Source organism: Lacibacter sp. (genome assembly GCF_057361365.1).
On the sequence record NZ_JBMQSG010000010.1, the window covers coordinates 146,052 to 162,613 of the forward strand.

13 protein-coding genes are annotated in these 16,562 nt (G+C 39.0%); 10 read left to right on the plus strand and 3 right to left on the minus strand.

Annotated elements, in window-relative coordinates; translation table 11 throughout:
- Positions 1-13 precede the first annotated feature (13 nt).
- The 4 genes from ACO1QW_RS09095 (at position 14) to ACO1QW_RS09110 (ending at position 4,124) form a co-directional block, all read left to right on the plus strand.
- The gene (locus ACO1QW_RS09095) at positions 14-928 is read left to right on the plus strand and encodes a DUF1735 domain-containing protein (protein WP_486257745.1); all 915 of its coding nucleotides are present in this window, start codon (positions 14-16) and stop codon (positions 926-928) included.
- A 116-nt stretch (positions 929-1,044) separates the two neighbouring features.
- The gene (locus tag ACO1QW_RS09100) at positions 1,045-2,019 is read left to right on the plus strand and encodes an acetyl-CoA carboxylase carboxyltransferase subunit alpha (protein ID WP_486257747.1); all 975 of its coding nucleotides are present in this window, start codon (positions 1,045-1,047) and stop codon (positions 2,017-2,019) included.
- Positions 2,020-2,068: 49 nt separating this feature from the next.
- Positions 2,069-2,956, plus strand: coding sequence for a 4-hydroxy-tetrahydrodipicolinate synthase (gene dapA / locus ACO1QW_RS09105; protein ID WP_486257749.1), 888 nt, complete (start codon positions 2,069-2,071; stop codon positions 2,954-2,956).
- A 22-nt stretch (positions 2,957-2,978) separates the two neighbouring features.
- Positions 2,979-4,124: an alpha/beta hydrolase gene (locus ACO1QW_RS09110; protein ID WP_486257751.1), complete on the plus strand. Its 1,146-nt coding sequence runs from the start codon at positions 2,979-2,981 to the stop codon at positions 4,122-4,124.
- Here ACO1QW_RS09110 and ACO1QW_RS09115 read toward each other — a convergent pair.
- Both ACO1QW_RS09115 and ACO1QW_RS09120 read right to left on the minus strand, forming a co-directional pair.
- Positions 4,112-5,014, minus strand: a complete 903-nt coding sequence (locus tag ACO1QW_RS09115; protein WP_486257753.1) for a ribonuclease Z — start codon at positions 5,012-5,014, stop codon at positions 4,112-4,114. The genes ACO1QW_RS09110 and ACO1QW_RS09115 overlap by 13 nt on opposite strands.
- Positions 5,015-5,062: 48 nt before the next feature.
- The gene (locus ACO1QW_RS09120; protein ID WP_486257755.1) at positions 5,063-5,437 is read right to left on the minus strand and encodes an STAS domain-containing protein; all 375 of its coding nucleotides are present in this window, start codon (positions 5,435-5,437) and stop codon (positions 5,063-5,065) included.
- Between the two features lie 83 nt (positions 5,438-5,520).
- On the opposite strand from ACO1QW_RS09120, the gene ACO1QW_RS09125 reads away from it, so the two are divergent.
- The 5 genes from ACO1QW_RS09125 to ACO1QW_RS09145 all read left to right on the plus strand — a co-directional run bounded on the left by ACO1QW_RS09125 (position 5,521) and on the right by ACO1QW_RS09145 (position 13,863).
- The gene (locus tag ACO1QW_RS09125; RefSeq protein ID WP_486257757.1) at positions 5,521-8,058 is read left to right on the plus strand and encodes an ATP-dependent Clp protease ATP-binding subunit; all 2,538 of its coding nucleotides are present in this window, start codon (positions 5,521-5,523) and stop codon (positions 8,056-8,058) included.
- 63 nt (positions 8,059-8,121) lie between these two features.
- Positions 8,122-8,805 (plus strand): (d)CMP kinase, encoded by a 684-nt coding sequence (cmk, locus tag ACO1QW_RS09130; RefSeq protein ID WP_486257759.1) that lies wholly within the window; start codon positions 8,122-8,124, stop codon positions 8,803-8,805.
- Between the two features lie 299 nt (positions 8,806-9,104).
- Entirely contained in the window at positions 9,105-10,058 is a 954-nt protein-coding gene (locus ACO1QW_RS09135; protein ID WP_486257761.1) for a T9SS type A sorting domain-containing protein, read from the plus strand.
- Positions 10,059-10,528: 470 nt separating this feature from the next.
- Positions 10,529-12,022 (plus strand): T9SS type A sorting domain-containing protein, encoded by a 1,494-nt coding sequence (locus tag ACO1QW_RS09140; RefSeq protein ID WP_486257763.1) that lies wholly within the window; start codon positions 10,529-10,531, stop codon positions 12,020-12,022.
- A gap of 287 nt (positions 12,023-12,309) precedes the next feature.
- The gene (locus tag ACO1QW_RS09145) at positions 12,310-13,863 is read left to right on the plus strand and encodes a T9SS type A sorting domain-containing protein (protein WP_486257765.1); all 1,554 of its coding nucleotides are present in this window, start codon (positions 12,310-12,312) and stop codon (positions 13,861-13,863) included.
- 44 nt (positions 13,864-13,907) lie between these two features.
- Here ACO1QW_RS09145 and ACO1QW_RS09150 read toward each other — a convergent pair whose 3' ends face one another.
- The gene (locus tag ACO1QW_RS09150; protein WP_486257767.1) at positions 13,908-15,134 is read right to left on the minus strand and encodes a 4-hydroxy-3-methylbut-2-enyl diphosphate reductase; all 1,227 of its coding nucleotides are present in this window, start codon (positions 15,132-15,134) and stop codon (positions 13,908-13,910) included.
- A 132-nt stretch (positions 15,135-15,266) separates the two neighbouring features.
- On the opposite strand from ACO1QW_RS09150, the gene ACO1QW_RS09155 reads away from it, so the two are divergent.
- Positions 15,267-16,547, plus strand: coding sequence for an alpha-amylase family glycosyl hydrolase (locus tag ACO1QW_RS09155; protein ID WP_486257769.1), 1,281 nt, complete (start codon positions 15,267-15,269; stop codon positions 16,545-16,547).
- Positions 16,548-16,562: the final 15 nt, after the last annotated feature.

Sequence of the window (16,562 nt, forward strand, 5' to 3'; positions counted from 1 at the left end):
AAAACAAATGAAAATGAAAAAAATAAACATAATTACAGTTGCCTTGGTAAGCCTACTTGTAAGCAGCTGTTTGAAGGAACGTACCGGGAATATTGATACGGGGCATGGCAATACACTAAATGTTGTGGAATTTTTGAATACGGGCGATAACTTTGCAGCGCAAACATCAAAATATCCTCAGTTTTATGCCGATCTTGGATCTTTATCATTAAATCAAACGGCAACAATTAATATTAACGTCAGCTATTCAGGTGTAAATACAGCGCCTGAGGACATGACGGTTAATCTAGCTGTTGATGCAGCGTCTTTAACTTTATATAATACCCAAAATGGAAAAAGTTATGAGATTCCGCCTGCCGATGCATATAGCTTCCCCTCATCAGTAGTGATTAAAAAAGGCACAAGAGTTGTTCAGGTTCCATTAACAATTAAAGTTACCTCCAGTTTTAGCTTTTCAAAAGCCTATGCTGTACCTATCAAGATCGTTTCTACTTCACCTGCGGCTACAATCAGTGGCAATTTTGGTGTTGCGGTTTATGCTTTTGGTGTTAGAAATGCATGGGACGGTAGATATTCATACAAAGGATATTCTTTACGTGCTGGTGACGCTGCACTTACCGGCAATTTTTCGGGTAAAACAATGAACCTGGTAACCACAGGTGCTTCATCTCTTCAATTTGCTTCTTTAGCATTGTGGGGCGATGGTGCAAGCGGAATCGGCATCGGTAATCCTGTGCTTGACATTACCACTGGAGCAGGAGCCACTTTACCTGTAACCGTAACAAGTTCAGGAGGTGCCTATAATGCTCCGGGATATACATCAAGGTATGAAGTAGCAACTAAGACATTTTATATTTCATTCGCTTGGGGTGCTGGCCCTGCAGCTAGGTTATCCACAGATACTCTAACTTATATAGGTCCCAGATAATCTGGTTGATTTAAATACTTTAAGTTTCTTAAAAAGACCGCCTTTATCGGCGGTCTTTTTTCATTAATATTGCAGCTCAATCTGTTAATTTTAGCATCCTAATATTCTGATATATTATGCCATCACTTGAAAATCGTCAGTTCATAGAAATAGAGAAGCCTATTAAGGAATTGGTTGATGAGCTAAAGGAATTTCGCCATAAAGCAGAAAAGAATCCGAAGATTGATTATTCTGCAACTATACAGCAACTTGAGCAAAGCATTACAGATAAGCGCAATGAAATCACCCAGCATCTTACAAGTTGGCAAAAGGTACAACTGAGTCGTCACCCTGACAGGCCATACACGTTAAAGTACATCGATAAAATGTGTACCAATTTCGTTGAATTATACGGTGACAGAGGTGTGAAGGATGACAAAGCAATGGTTGGTGGTTTTGCTCAGCTGGATGGAGAAACGGTGATGATGATCGGCCAGCAAAAAGGTATCAATACCAAAATGCGTCAGTTGCGCAACTTTGGTATGGCGAATCCGGAAGGCTATCGTAAAGCACTCCGGCTAATGAAGCTGGCAGAAAAATTTAATAAGCCTATAATTACTTTAATTGATACTCCCGGTGCATATCCGGGCCTTGAAGCTGAAGAGCGTGGACAAGGAGAAGCTATCGCAAGGAATATATATGAAATGATACGCCTAAAAGTGCCTGTCATCTGTGTAGTGATCGGCGAAGGTGCAAGTGGGGGAGCTTTAGGTATTGGTGTGGGCGATAAAGTGTTGATGTTAGAGAACACATGGTACACTGTAATTTCTCCGGAGAGTTGTAGTTCTATTTTATGGCGTAGCTGGGAGAAGAAAGAAGTGGCGGCTGAACAACTGAAACTTACGCCCGAGCACATGTACAAATTTGGTATTGTTGACGGTATAGTTCCTGAACCTGCGGGAGGTGCACATTGGGACTATGATACAGCAGCACAAATGCTGAAAAAAGAATTGATACCGATCTTACAGCAGCTTAAAACAATAGCTCCTGAAGATCGCATTAATCAACGGATTGAACGGTATAGTAAGATGGGTTTTTGGGATGAACTATAACGAACACTGCACTTAAACACAACTATTAATATTTTTTCTTCAATCAACTATGAGTTTTAGAGATCAACTGCGTGGAACCGGTGTGGCATTGGTTACTCCTTTTAAAGACAACATGGAAATTGATTTTCCAGCCCTTGAACGTGTTATTGATTTTGTGATCAATAACGGTGTAGAATATGTGATTACGCTCGGCACAACAGGCGAAACGCCAACGCTGAGTAAAGATGAAAAGGCGGAACTTATTCTTTTTACTTACGAAAAAGTAGCTGATCGTGTTCCGGTAGTAGTGGGTATTGGAGGTAACAACACATTGTCTCTTATTAAAGATCTTGAAACTTTCCCTCTGCAGAAAGCAGCGGCGGTGTTGAGTGCGAGTCCGTATTATAATAAACCTTCACAGGAGGGCATTTATCAGCATTACAAAGCATTGGCAGAAGTATCTCCTAAGCCAATCATATTGTACAACGTACCTGGCCGCACAGGAAGAAACATGACAGCCGCAACAACTTTGCGATTAGCAAACGATTTCGAAAATATTATTGGAATTAAAGAAGCTAGTGGTGATATGGCCCAGTCTATGCAAATACTTAAGGACAAACCCACTGATTTTCTCGTGGTAAGTGGTGATGATAATTTAGCTATGCCACAGATCGCTTGCGGCATGGATGGTGTTATTAGTGTTGCAGCTAACTGTTTGCCAAAGCAATTCAGCGAAATGGTAAGGCTTTCATTGAAAGGAAATTTTGCTGCGGCAAAAACATTGAATGATCAAATGCTTGAAGCTTATGATCTTCTATTTGCCGAAAATAATCCCGCAGGTGTAAAAGCCTTTATGACCGAATTGAACTTGCTTGAAAACCATTTACGTTTACCAGTTGTTCCGTTAAGCGAAGGTCTTCATGTAGCGGTAAAAAACTACCTGCAACGTTTGAGCTAAGAAATACTTCTTCACATAACATATGCCAAACTATTATTGCCGATGTATTCATTTATTGGTAGCAGTTTTCTGTTGCTTAAATTTTTGTTTTTCCCAGTCTACGGTAAAGTTTGAAGTAGTCGGCCAACCTGAAAAACATAAAGATGAAATTCTTTTTATTGCTGGCAATTTTAACGGTTGGGATCCAGGCTTACAATCATATAAATTTTCCAAATCAATCAATGGAAATTTACTCTTAGAAATAAAAAATGTTCCTCGTGGAATTATTGAATTCAAGATCACGAGAGGCAATTGGGCAAAAGTAGAATGTACCACTAACGGGTCCACTTTTAATAATCGTGTTGTAAAAATCAGCACAGATACAACTTTAGAAATCAGGATAGAAGCATGGGCCGATGATATACCAAGTCGCCCGCCTGTTTCAACCCGTACAAAAAATGTGTTTGTGATGGACAGTGCATTTTTTATTCCTGAACTAAACAGGAAAAGGCGGGTTTGGATTTATTTGCCGGAAGACTATGCGTTTAGTAAGAAGCAATATCCTGTTTTGTACATGCATGATGGTCAGAATTTATTTGATGCAATCACGTCATCGTTTGGTGAGTGGGGCGTAGACGAAATGATGGACTCGGTGAAGCCGAAAAATCAACGCATTATTGTTGGTATTGATCACGGAGATGCAAAAAGGATGACCGAATACAATCCTTACTCATCAAGGTTTGGAAATGGTGAGGGTGATGAATATGTTGATTTCCTGGTGCAAAATTTAAAGCCATATATCGATAAGCGTTTCCGCACAAAACCTGATGCAGCAAACACCTCAATTGCCGGAAGTTCAATGGGCGGTTTAATTTCTTTTTACGCTGTGTTGAAATATCCCGGCGTGTTTGGCAGTGCAGGAGTTTTTTCGCCGGCTTTCTGGATTGCTCCGGAAATAGATTCGAAGGTGGAGAAAACGTCGTCTATCAAATCACCCTTTTACTTTGTTTGTGGTGCATTAGAAGGGGAACAGATGACAAATGATATGCAACGGATTTACCAGGAGGTGAAAAAGAAAGGCTCATCTAAATCTGCCTATCGTGTTGTTGCAAATGGACAACATAATGAACGTTTCTGGCAAAAGGAATTGCCTGCGTTTTATGATTGGCTTAATCGTCAAACCAGATAAGTAACGCCCTCGATTGCTACATCTGTGTTTGCGAATACTTCCCTGGCTTCAGTTCCAAATTGATCAATCACTTCAAATTTTGCAGAGAAATGCCCAATAATTAATCGGCCCACATTTGCTTTCAATGCAATTGTTGCTGCTTGTTTACTCGTAGAATGAAAACGTTCTGTTGCCTTTTCGGTGAATGCTGCCGGGTATGTGCTTTCATGATAGATGAGGTCAGCTTGCTGTACAATGGGCACAAGTGTTTCATCATAAATCGTGTCTGCACAAAATGCATAACTCTTCGGTTTTACATTCTCATGTGTGAGTAATTCGTTTTTGATGATTGTCCCATCTGTTTCAATAAAATCCGATCCGGCTTGCAAATCAGGGAAAGCAGTAGTTGGAATATTATAAGTTGTCGTCTTTTCAATATTTATTTTTCGTGGCTGCCGTTTTTCACGAACTAAGAAACCCCAGCATTCAATACGGTGTTGTGTTGGGAAACATTCAACAGTGTAACTTTTCGACTCGAGTAACAGCCCGGCATTTTCAATTGGGTGAAATGTAAACGAGAAAGGCAGCACCGTGTTTGAAATACGAAATTGTAGATTAATTACCTCAATTAATGCAGGTGGACCGTAAACATGCAAAGGCTGAATACGACCCAGCAAAGCAAAACTATTAAGCAGTCCGATTAAACCGAAGTAATGATCGCCATGCAAGTGCGAAATAAAGATATGGTTGATGCGGCTTCGCTTAATACGATAGTTAAGTATTTGAATCTGGCTTCCTTCTCCACAATCAAACATAAGCAGATCATCGGCAGTAGTAATAATCTGGGCAGTGGGGTGTCGGCCAAATGCAGGAATAGCAGAGTTATTTCCAAGAATAGTTACAGCCAGCATGAAGACAATTGGTTTAGTGTTGGTGTTGGTTTGTTTAAGGTAAAAAGTTTATTCGTCTTCAAAAAGCTCACGTTCAATTTCTTCCATTTGCACAATATCCCATGCTTCACTTTCTGTTGGTGTGTAATTCAGAAGATCAAGGATCTCAACTTTGTCAAGAAACTCCTCTACCTCAGGTTTCAGTTCGCATATAACGAACGATATTTCAAGATCGTAAAACTCTTGTTGATTATTTAAGATGGCTTCAGCCACAGGTTGGTCAACAGTTGTCACCTGGCTCAGGTTAAGGATTACGTTTTTGACTTCCTTTTCACGGCAGGTAAGCAACAATTGGCTGATTTCGGCTGTCATATTTTCCGAAAGCGTAGTTTCCATGGGTGTCAACACATGAAATTTCTCCTTGGTATCAATTTTGACATTCATAGTATTATTAACAGATAGTGTGTAACTTATCGTAAACTTCAGTCAAAATTATTCGTTATAATTGTAAAAACCGAATATCCATTATGGATCATAATTTTTCAACCCAGGTAAAAGAGATCATTTCGTTCAGCAGGGAAGAAGCGTTGCGGCTTGGAAATGATTTCATCGGAACTGAACATCTCGTTTTAGGGATGATCAGGGAAGGAGAAAACACTGCCATCAAAGTATTAAAAAATCTGCACGTTGATCTTTACGAATTGCGAAAGGAAATTGAATTGGCGGTAAAGGATAAAACCGGAAAGAACATTGCCAACATCAACAGTTTGCCCTTAACAAAGCAAGCAGAAAAAGTAATACGTGTAACTGTGCTTGAAGCGAAAGCGCTTAAAAGTCCGCAGGTGGAAACAGAACACCTGATGTTATCAATATTAAAAAACAAGGAAAACATCGCTACTCAGATTTTAAACCAGTTTGAAATTGATTACGATATTTTCAGAAATGAATTAGGTATGGTAAAATCAAACGAACCCCGTGCCGAGTATGATGATCCCGGCGAAGAAGACTTTGATGATGAAAAATCGAAGTACTCACAATCACGTTCGAAACAACAGGCTGGTGCAAAAAGTAAAACACCCGTGCTTGATAATTTTGGAAGGGATATTACACGTTTAGCTGAGAATGGATCGTTAGATCCAATTGTTGGCCGTGAAAACGAAATTGAACGTGTTTCGCAGATTCTTTCACGTAGAAAGAAAAACAACCCAATTTTAATTGGTGAACCCGGCGTTGGTAAAACGGCCATAGTTGAAGGTCTTGCACTGCGCATTGTTCAGCGTAAGGTTTCAAGAGTGTTGTATGATAAGCGTGTGGTGTCGCTTGATCTTGCAGCATTGGTTGCCGGCACAAAATACCGTGGCCAGTTCGAAGAACGTATGAAGGCCATCATGAATGAATTGGAGAAGAACAGAGATGTGATTCTTTTCATTGATGAAATTCATACAATTGTAGGTGCTGGTGGTGCAAGTGGTTCACTTGATGCTTCTAACATCTTTAAGCCAGCCTTATCAAGAGGCGAACTGCAGTGTATTGGTGCATCAACTTTAGACGAGTATAGAATGTACATTGAAAAAGATGGCGCACTTGATCGTCGTTTTCAAAAAGTAATTATTGACCCACCAAGTATTGACGAAACTATTCAGATACTCCATAACATCAAAGCGAAGTATGAAGAGTTCCATAATGTTGCTTATAATGATGAAGCAATTAATGCATGCGTTAAGTTAAGTGATCGTTATATGACCGATCGTTTACTACCAGACAAAGCTATTGATGTGTTGGATGAAGTTGGTGCAAGAGTGCATTTGAAAAACATTAACGTTCCACAGGAAATTCTTGACCTTGAGAAAAAGATAGAAGATATTAAACAGGAAAAGAATAAGGTGGTGAAGAGTCAGCGGTTTGAAGAAGCGGCTTCACTTCGAGATACTGAAAAACGTTTGGGTGAAGAATTAGAAAAAGCAAAAGCTAAGTGGGAAGAGGAAAGTAAGCACAAGCGTTATCCAATAGACGAAGAAGCAATTGCGGAAGTAGTAAGTATGATGACAGGGATTCCTGTGAAGAGAATGGTGCAGGCTGAAACGGAAAAACTGCGTAAGATGGCTGATGATCTGCAAGGCGCAGTTATTGGACAGGATGAAGCTATCAGCAAAGTGGTAAAGGCAATTCAACGTAACAGGGTAGGTTTAAAAGATCCGAAAAAGCCCATTGGTACATTTATTTTCTTAGGACCTACTGGTGTTGGTAAAACCGAGTTAGCCCGTGCATTAGCTCGTTATATGTTTGATAGTGAAGATGCACTTATTCGTATCGATATGAGTGAGTACATGGAAAAATTCACTGTCAGTCGTTTAATTGGTGCCCCTCCGGGTTATGTAGGTTATGAAGAAGGTGGTCAGTTAACTGAGCGTGTTCGTCGTAAGCCCTATTCGGTTGTGTTATTAGATGAAATTGAAAAAGCGCATCCAGACATTTATAATATTTTGTTGCAGGTATTAGATGATGGTCAGTTAACCGATGGTCTTGGACGCAAAGTTGATTTCAAGAATACACTCATCATCATGACATCGAATATTGGTGTACGCCAGTTGAAAGATTTTGGTGAAGGTGTTGGTTTTGCAACTGCTACACGTATGCAGAATGCGGAAGAGAATAATAAAGCAGTAATTGAAAAAGCGTTAAAGAAGACTTTCTCACCTGAGTTTCTTAACAGAATCGATGATGTGATGATCTTTAATTCTCTTACAAAAGAGCATATCTTCCGCATCATTGACATTTTGATGAAAGGTGTTAGTGCAAGATTAAAGAATCTCGGATTTGCACTTGAGCTTACAGAAGAAGCAAAAGAATTCATTTCTGATAAGGGATATGATGCACAGTTTGGTGCCCGTCCGCTTCATCGTGCAATTCAAAAATACCTGGAAGATCCGTTAGCAGAAGAGATTTTAAATATGAATATCAAAGATGGTGATGTGCTAATAGCTGATCTGGATAAGGAGAATCAAAAAATAAAATTCTCTTTCAAGGAAAAAGCAAAAAAATCAACAAAATCTTCTGAGGCATAAAAAAGAACGTGTCGAATGAATTAACCCCGCTCCAGCAGCGGGGTTTTTATTTAGTTTTGCAAGGTGAAAAAAAATAGTAAGATCATTATAGCCATCGATGGATGGTCGAGCTGTGGTAAAAGTACATTGGCCAAACAATTGGCCAAAGAGTTGGGTTATATCTATATCGATAGCGGAGCAATGTACCGGGCTATCACCCTCTATTTTTTGCGTAACCACATCGACTGGACGAATGATGAAGAAGTAAACCAAGCTTTGACAAATGTTACGCTTGACTTCAGAACAAATAATAAAACCAATGATTCCGAGATATATCTCAATGAAGAAAATGTGGAGTATGTTATTAGAGACCTGGTTGTAGCAGAAAAAGTAAGTGAAGTGGCGGCTATCAAAGCCGTTCGTTCTTTTGCAGTTGCACAACAGCAAAAAATGGGTGAAGAAAAAGGAATTGTGATGGATGGGCGTGATATTGGCACCACCGTTTTTCCAAATGCTGAGTTGAAAATATTTATGACAGCAGACAATACTGTTCGTGTGGAGCGCCGGTTTAAAGAACTTTTCGATAAGAATCCTAACATTACGATTGAAGAAGTAAAGGCAAATCTGGAAATGAGGGACTATATTGATTCGCATCGTGAAGTAAGTCCATTACAAAAAGCCCATGATGCTGTGGTTATCGATAATACCAATCTTACACAAACTCAGCAACTCCAAAAAGCACTTAAGTACGTGTCCATGAAGCTGTAACAGATAGCATTCCTTATGCTATTTTAAATTTTTTTTTGAAAAAGCTTTGCATTTTCAAAAGCTACCTATATCTTCGCCCTACTATCTAATCCTTCTATCCGAAGAACTTCCCTAAATCCCTTCATCCGAATTAGTCCAATCTTTCCAATTAGAAATTAACTTCTGGTAATACTGTCCATCTTCCTGTGATGAGCTATGCTGTTTTGCAGCACAGTAATCACTATATCCTCCATTGAATTGCTTTTTCAAAAGGTGTCCTTTGAACCGCCAATCTATTTTTTTACCTCTAAACCTTTTTTATGAAAAAGTTTTTACTCTCTTCGGCTTTAGTTATGTTAGTAACGGGTGCCTTTGCCCAAGTTTGTCCTTCAGGTGCAAAAAGAAACAACGGTAATGCTTGTGCTGGTGGCGGCACTGGTGGCGGCATTGAAGTTGAATTCTTAAATAACCCTAATGACAAATTGCAAATTTTAGCAATTTTGAGTTCTCAAGGTACTGCAACAGTTATTGAGGCAACAAGGGTAGAATCAACACGTGCCGGCAAATGGTATATCGACTGGTGTTTTGAAACTGACAACATCGGTGCAGTTGTGCAAGGAAGTGTTCAATACCAGTTCTATATTGATGTAAATGGTAATAATCAACAAGATCTTCTTAATGGAGAACCAGTAATTGGTGAAGAGACATTCATTTGCACTCAAGCAACTCTTCCTGTAACATTAGTTAATTTCAATGCGGCTCAACGTAGCAACAAAGTAACGCTTACATGGGAAACTTTATTTGAATTGAATAATGATGGTTTTGAAATTGAGCGTCGTGTAGGTAGTGGCGCTTACCAAAAAATCGCTTTCGTTGATTCAAAAGCTCCAGGTGGTAATGGTGATGCATTCTCTTATAGCTTTGAAGATGCTACAAACCTTCCTAAAGGTGTAACATACTATCGTCTTCGTCAGGTTGATCTTGACGGACGTGCAACTTACAGCGAAATTAAAGCTGTAAGAACTGGTAATGGCACAATCATTCTCTCAGTATATCCTAATCCGAGTCGTGGAACAACAAATGTTGCTCTCCCTTCAGGTGTTGGAACTTACGATGTTTCAGTTGATGACTTTACGGGTAAATCAGTTCAACGTTTCAGCGGTCTTACTACAACTAATTTACAGTTGAACAATTTGAAACCAGGTATGTACATGCTGCGTGTAAGCATTCGTGCAACTGGTGAAACGATCACAGAAAGAATTGCGGTGCAATAAAATACGGGACAGGAAAAACCAGATAAGATCAAGACAAATGAAAGCCTCACATTCGTGAGGCTTTCTACTTTTTTGTAAGGTGGTCAATAGACGTCAATCAACAAAAATGGATGCAGCAAATTATTTCGGGCATGTTTTCAAAAAAAAGAATTGAAAATAAAAATTTGTAGATTGGTTTTAGAACTCAATGAGAACTCCGTATAATTTTTTTGAAAAAAAGAGTGGTTTGCTTGCAAAGTAAACGAATGAATTATATTTTTACACCCTACTCAATTCCACATCCTTCGAACACCTCTTTGCTTTAACTCCAGTTTCTATTTACGTAGTTTTCTATTTTTAAATTTCTCAAATTCCTTTGAATTGTCTGATTTTTCAGATTAACTTCTATTTACCCATATCCCACTGATCAACTTTTTCAACAGGTCCTTGTGAAACACCACCTCTGATTTTTTAACCTCAAAAACCTTTGTATGAAAAAGTTTTTACTCTTTTCCAACACGCTCTTAGCTTTATTGTTTTTCAATTCATCTTTATTAGCTCAAATCAATTGTACGCAGGTAAGCAATGCCAACAATTGTAATATTACAGCTGTAGACATAAAGTCGGCTGTAACAGAATTTAATGAGGTGGATGGTATGTGTGAAGCAACCATGACCCTTTCTTTTAAGCTTCTGCACAATTCGGGTATGAAGTTTGCGAATCTCTTTTTTTACAATGCAGCAGTAAACCTGGATTGTAAAAATGGGCCCTCAGCTACAGTGCCATCCAGTATCGCAAGCCTAGGTGGGTATATAGCCCTAACCTATGGAACAAATTGGACCGCATACTCAAACGGCATCAACGGAATTTCACCACAAGCTGCAGGTTATTCAGTGGTAGCGACTCCAATTACAGGAGGGACGGATTTTGTGATCACCGGAATTAAATTTAATTCCGGCTTGCCGTGTGGTTCTTATGATATTGGTTTGTACTTAGCGGGTACGAATGCATCAAGTAATGGGGTTCAATGCCATAATCAATCATCATTTAAACCATATTTGGTAAGTATCGGTGGCAAGATTGATTGTAGCTCACAAATAAACCCACTTAATTACGATCTGATTATTGATGCTAATTATCAAAACCCTGCCGGTACGGTGGCAACAATTAGTGGATCGTATCAGGTATATATCGACGCTAATAGTAATAATGTCATTGACGGACCAGACATGAACTTAACTCCTATTGCTCAGCCATTTTCAACAAGCGTTAGTGGCGCACCTTTAGGGTATACCAGATATACAAGTTTCGACAATAATATTAGTCTTGCTCTGGGCGACCCTTTATCAAGTAAGAATTTATTGGTTCGTGTAACACCTTCAACCGCTGGTGTGGCGTCTGTTACAGGATTGCTTACGAATCAGTGTGCTACTCTTCCCGTTTCTCTAAAATCTTTCAACGCAATACAAAGAAGCAACAAAGCCTATTTAACGTGGGAAACAGATTTGGAAAATAACAACGATGGATTTGAAATTGAAAGACGTTCTGCTGGCAATAGCCAATACCAAAAAATTGGATTTGTTGATTCAAAGGCTCCTGGTGGAAATGGCAACGCCTATTCTTACAGCTTCGACGATAATCAATCGTTAACCAAAGGTGTTACATATTATCGTTTACGCCAGGTTGATCTTGATGGTCGTGCTACTTACAGCGAAGTTAAAGCTGTGCGTACTGGTAACGGTGGATTGCTTACTATCTCTATCTATCCAAACCCAAGCCGTGGAGTTGCAAACGTAACCATTCCTGAAAGTGCAGGAAAAATGGATGTTTCTTTAGATGACTACACTGGTAAAGCGGTTCAGCGTTGGAATGGCATTAGTGTTCGCAATCTTCAAATAAATAACATGCGTCCGGGTATTTATATGCTTCGTATTAATTTCCGTGAAACCGGCGAAACAATAACAGAGCGAATTATCGTTCAATAAAAAATCTTTGGACAGGAAAACCAGATAAAACCGAAGAAAAGAGGCCTCCGAAAGGAGGCTTCTTTATTTATTGAACATTCTGATAACAATCATATCGTTTTCGAACTCATCTAATCCAAGTCATTGCTTTTATATATGCTGCTCTAGTATCTTTCATTAAAATTAAATACATGGAATACTTATTTGAAGTTGATGCTGCCATTTACTCTTCAGCCAGCTCAATAATGAACGGCATCAACTGGTAAGAGAGCCAGGCTGAAAATTGTTCATTTATCAATTTGTATTTTATGAAAAAGTATGTACTCCTCGTATCCGCAGTAGTATTTCTTTCAAACTTAAATTTGCTTCTTGCACAATGTAATGTTACAAACGTAATTGTAAGTAATGTTCGTACGTCAACATATAGCACTGATAGTTTGCTTTACACAATCGATCTTCAATTTAATGTCACGGTCAATGGCGGAAACAAAGATGTTTGGTTACATATATGGCAGGAAGCAGACTATCCCACCAATTTAATGCAACGTTATAATTGCAATGGTCAGCAAAGCACTGCACCGGCACCTTCTACATTCACAAGTGCCAATAACAATCTCGACGTATTAGATAATGCTTTTTTAACCTTTGGCTTTGATGATAATGCCATTAACCTGAACGTTCCTGGTACAAACGGAATATTCACAAATTATCATTACGATGCCGCAATTACTCCAAATTATCAAGGCGCCACTATTTATAAGATAGCCCATAGCACTGATCCTAATGTAGATCATATTTATGTTCAGGACTTGTCGTTTAAAATGAGTAAGTCAGCGTTCGATTTTTTACAAGTCAGAGCGTTCAATTGGTCAACAGTTGGAGACCAACGTCCGCAATGTTGGGGTTGTGGTGAAACATTTGTAGTGGGCGATCCTGTTGTTTCGGGTTCTGTTAACTGTTCCGCCATTCGAACATATAATCTAAACATTCAAAGTAAATTTGATAATATTACCACGCCCGGTATTGAAACTATTTCAGGAGTTTACCGCTTGTATGTTGATGTGGACAGAAACGGTTCTATCAACGAGACTATCGATATTCTTGCTCAAAGTAAAACAAGCTTTATTACAGGGTTCAACCCTGGTACAATTCTTCCAAGCTTTAAAAGTGCCTTTGTGGGTTCCGTATTGCCCTTTAACAATTATGTATTTCAAAATGGCGATACAAATTCAAATAAGCCGTTGATAGCATTGGTGAATGTAACTACTGCAGGTTACCTTGGAGCAGGAGCAATAGGCATTCTAAATAACTCCTGCACTGTTTTGCCAGTTGAAATGAAAAGTTTTAATGCAAAACGTGAGTCCAACACTGTAAATCTAAGTTGGGAAACAGCCCAGGAATTTAATTTCAGCGGGTTTGATATACAACGCAAACTTGGTGAGGCTCCATTTAGAAGTATTGGATTTATAGATGCTACGGCTAATGAAGGAACTGGCTCTGTTTACAACTTTATCGATGCGAATATTGTCTCACAAACTAACATATTGTATCGCTTGCGTCTGGTTGATAAAGATGGCGCTTATCGTTACAGTGAAATAAGAGTTGTCCGAAATAATGCTCAAAAAACCGATCTATCGGTTTATCCTAATCCCAACAGAGGGTTCTTTACAATTGCGGTGCCTGCAGATGCAGGTGTATACGATGTATTACTTATTGATGTTGCAGGAAGAATTCTGAGATCAATGAATGGTTTGCGTAACCAATCATTAAAAATGAATGCTCTCTCTCCGGGTATTTATATTGTGAAGATATCGTTCCGTGAAACCGGTGAAACCATTACAGAAAGAATAATCGTACAATAAGTAAGGCGGGATTGATAACAAAAGTGGGGCTATGAGCCCCGCTTTTAATTATAAGATTCTTTCAGCCTTTGAAATGTATTAGTGGCGTTACATATTACTGCGAGTTTATCCATCACCGCTTCTACCAATGAATCCGGACAGGAAGCCCCACTGCTGATAAAGATTTTAACCGGACGTTTTGCGGGTAAGAAATCTTTAGTGATGTATTCTTTCTTATCATGGAAATTGAAATGCATAATCTCCGTTGGAGAAATGATCTTGTCTGTTCCGTTAATAAAATAAGTTGGTAATCTTTCTTCGCATAACTCCACCAAGTGAGTTGTGTTAGAACTGTTATAACCACCCACGATCACTGCAATATCTGCATCCGTTTCCAACATACCGTTAATTGCAGTTTGATTATCATTAGTAGCATAACAAAGCGTATCTCTTGTATCGGCAAAGCGTTCACCAATGTTCTGCGCATTTAAATTGTAATGCTTCATCACTAAACTCTTCAGGTACTCTGCAATTGCCTGCGTGTCGCTGGCAAGTTGTGTAGTTTGATTTACTACACCAAATCGTTGCAGATCTTTTGTAATATCAAATCCGTTTGAGTAATGACCGTTGAATTCTTTATAAAATTGTTCTGCTGGTTTTTCGCCTGTAATGTACTTCCCCAACTCCACGGTTTCGTTAATGTCATTCACTATCAAAGTGGGCGTATGTGAACTCGCATGTGAAAACGTTGCTCTTGTTTCTTCATGTTTGGGTTTGCCGTGCACAACAATTGAATAACCTTTCGCTGCTATTTGCTCACTTCTATTCCATACTTTTTCTACAAAAGGGCAAGTTGTATTATATTTTTCCGTGGCAATACCTTTTGCATTTAGCATTTCTTCAATATCGAGAGTGGTTCCAAATGCGGGAATGATCACAACATCATCGGACTTAATTTCTTCAAACGGAATCAGTTGTTTGCCATACGTATCTTGTAAAAACTGCACACCCCGCTCTATCAAGGTTGCATTTACTTGTGGATTATGAATCATTTCGCTCAACAAAAAAATGCGCTTGCCGGGATTTTCTTCAATAGTTCTAAACGCTATTTCAATAGCATTTTCCACACCATAGCAAAATCCAAAATGACGAGCAAGGTAAAATTGAACAGTTCCTAAATCGAGCAGAGTAGGAGTGAAATCTTTTTTTAATTTGTCTTGTTCTTTTCGTTTTGCCTTGATGGCTGTTATCAGATCGCTGCGGTAGATATTTGGTACTTCAAACTTTTTCATATCTCTTTTTAACAGTTGCAAAGGTACAAGGTTTGGCAGTGGCTGAAGTGTTTTACCTCAGTTTGATTTTCTGATAACTACTACAATTCGTTTGCTGATTGGTTCGTATCATTGGGGCGAATTATGACTACTATGCCAACTGATTTTAAACCCGCAGACTGGGTGAACGCAACAAATATTTACGAGGTAAATCTTCGTCAATACACAGCTGAGGGAACTTATCTTGCTTTTTCAAAACATCTTCCCCGGTTAAAAGATATGGGTGTTGAAGTAATTTGGTTTATGCCTGTTACGCCAATATCAATCAAGAACCGAAAGGGAACTCTTGGTAGCTATTATGCTTGTTCCAGTTATATCGACTCAAATCCCGAATTTGGGACGGTCGATGAGTTTAAAGCACTGGTAAAATCGATCCATGCATTAGGAATGAAAGTGATCATCGATTGGGTGGCCAATCATACAGGCTGGGATCACGAATGGACCATTTCGCATCCTGATTATTACACGCAAGACGATAAAGGAAATTTTAAACCACCTGTTGAGAATTGGGAAGATGTAATTCATCTCAATTATTATAACCCGGCGTTGCGAAATGCAATGATTGATGCAATGAAATTTTGGGTGACAGACTGCAACATTGATGGTTTTCGATGTGACATGGCAATGTTAGTTCCTGTGGATTTTTGGAAAGAAGCAAGAGCTGAATTAGATCAAGTCCGTCCACTTTTTTGGCTGGGTGAATTTGATCAATGGAACGATGAAGCATATGCACATGTATTCGATATTAGTTACACCTGGCATTGGATGCATATTTCAGAAGAGTTTTACAAGAACCACCGCCGCATAGTTGAATTAGATAAAGCACTCACTGGGTATAAACAAAAACAGCCATCGCATCATTTACATTCATTCTTCACCAGCAACCATGATGAAAACAGCTGGAACGGTTCGGAATATGAAAAGTATGGTGCTTTTGCTTTGCCACTTGCGGTTTTTAGTTGTACCTGGGATGGCGTTCCTTTATTGTATAGCGGACAAGAACTTCCAAATAATAAACGACTGCAGTTTTTTGATAAAGATGAAATAGAATGGACGGATCAACCTGCATTACATACGTTTTATCGAAAGCTACTCTGCTTGCGAAAAGATCAGGAAGTTTTATTAGGACATGATGAACATAGTTTTACCTGGCGTATTGCTACTGATCATCCGGATGAAATGTTTTGTTTTGTAAGAAAGAATAAGGAAAAGGAATTATTGGTATTGCTTAATTTTTCGGAGAAGCCCGTCAACTTTGTGTTGCATGATCTTAGAGTAAGAGGAGAGTTCACCGATATTTTTTCTAATGAGAAAAAGGGAGCAGCAGATTCATTTATACTTGAGCCTTGGGGCTATAAAGTGATGATTAAATAAAAAAAATCCCTCGTT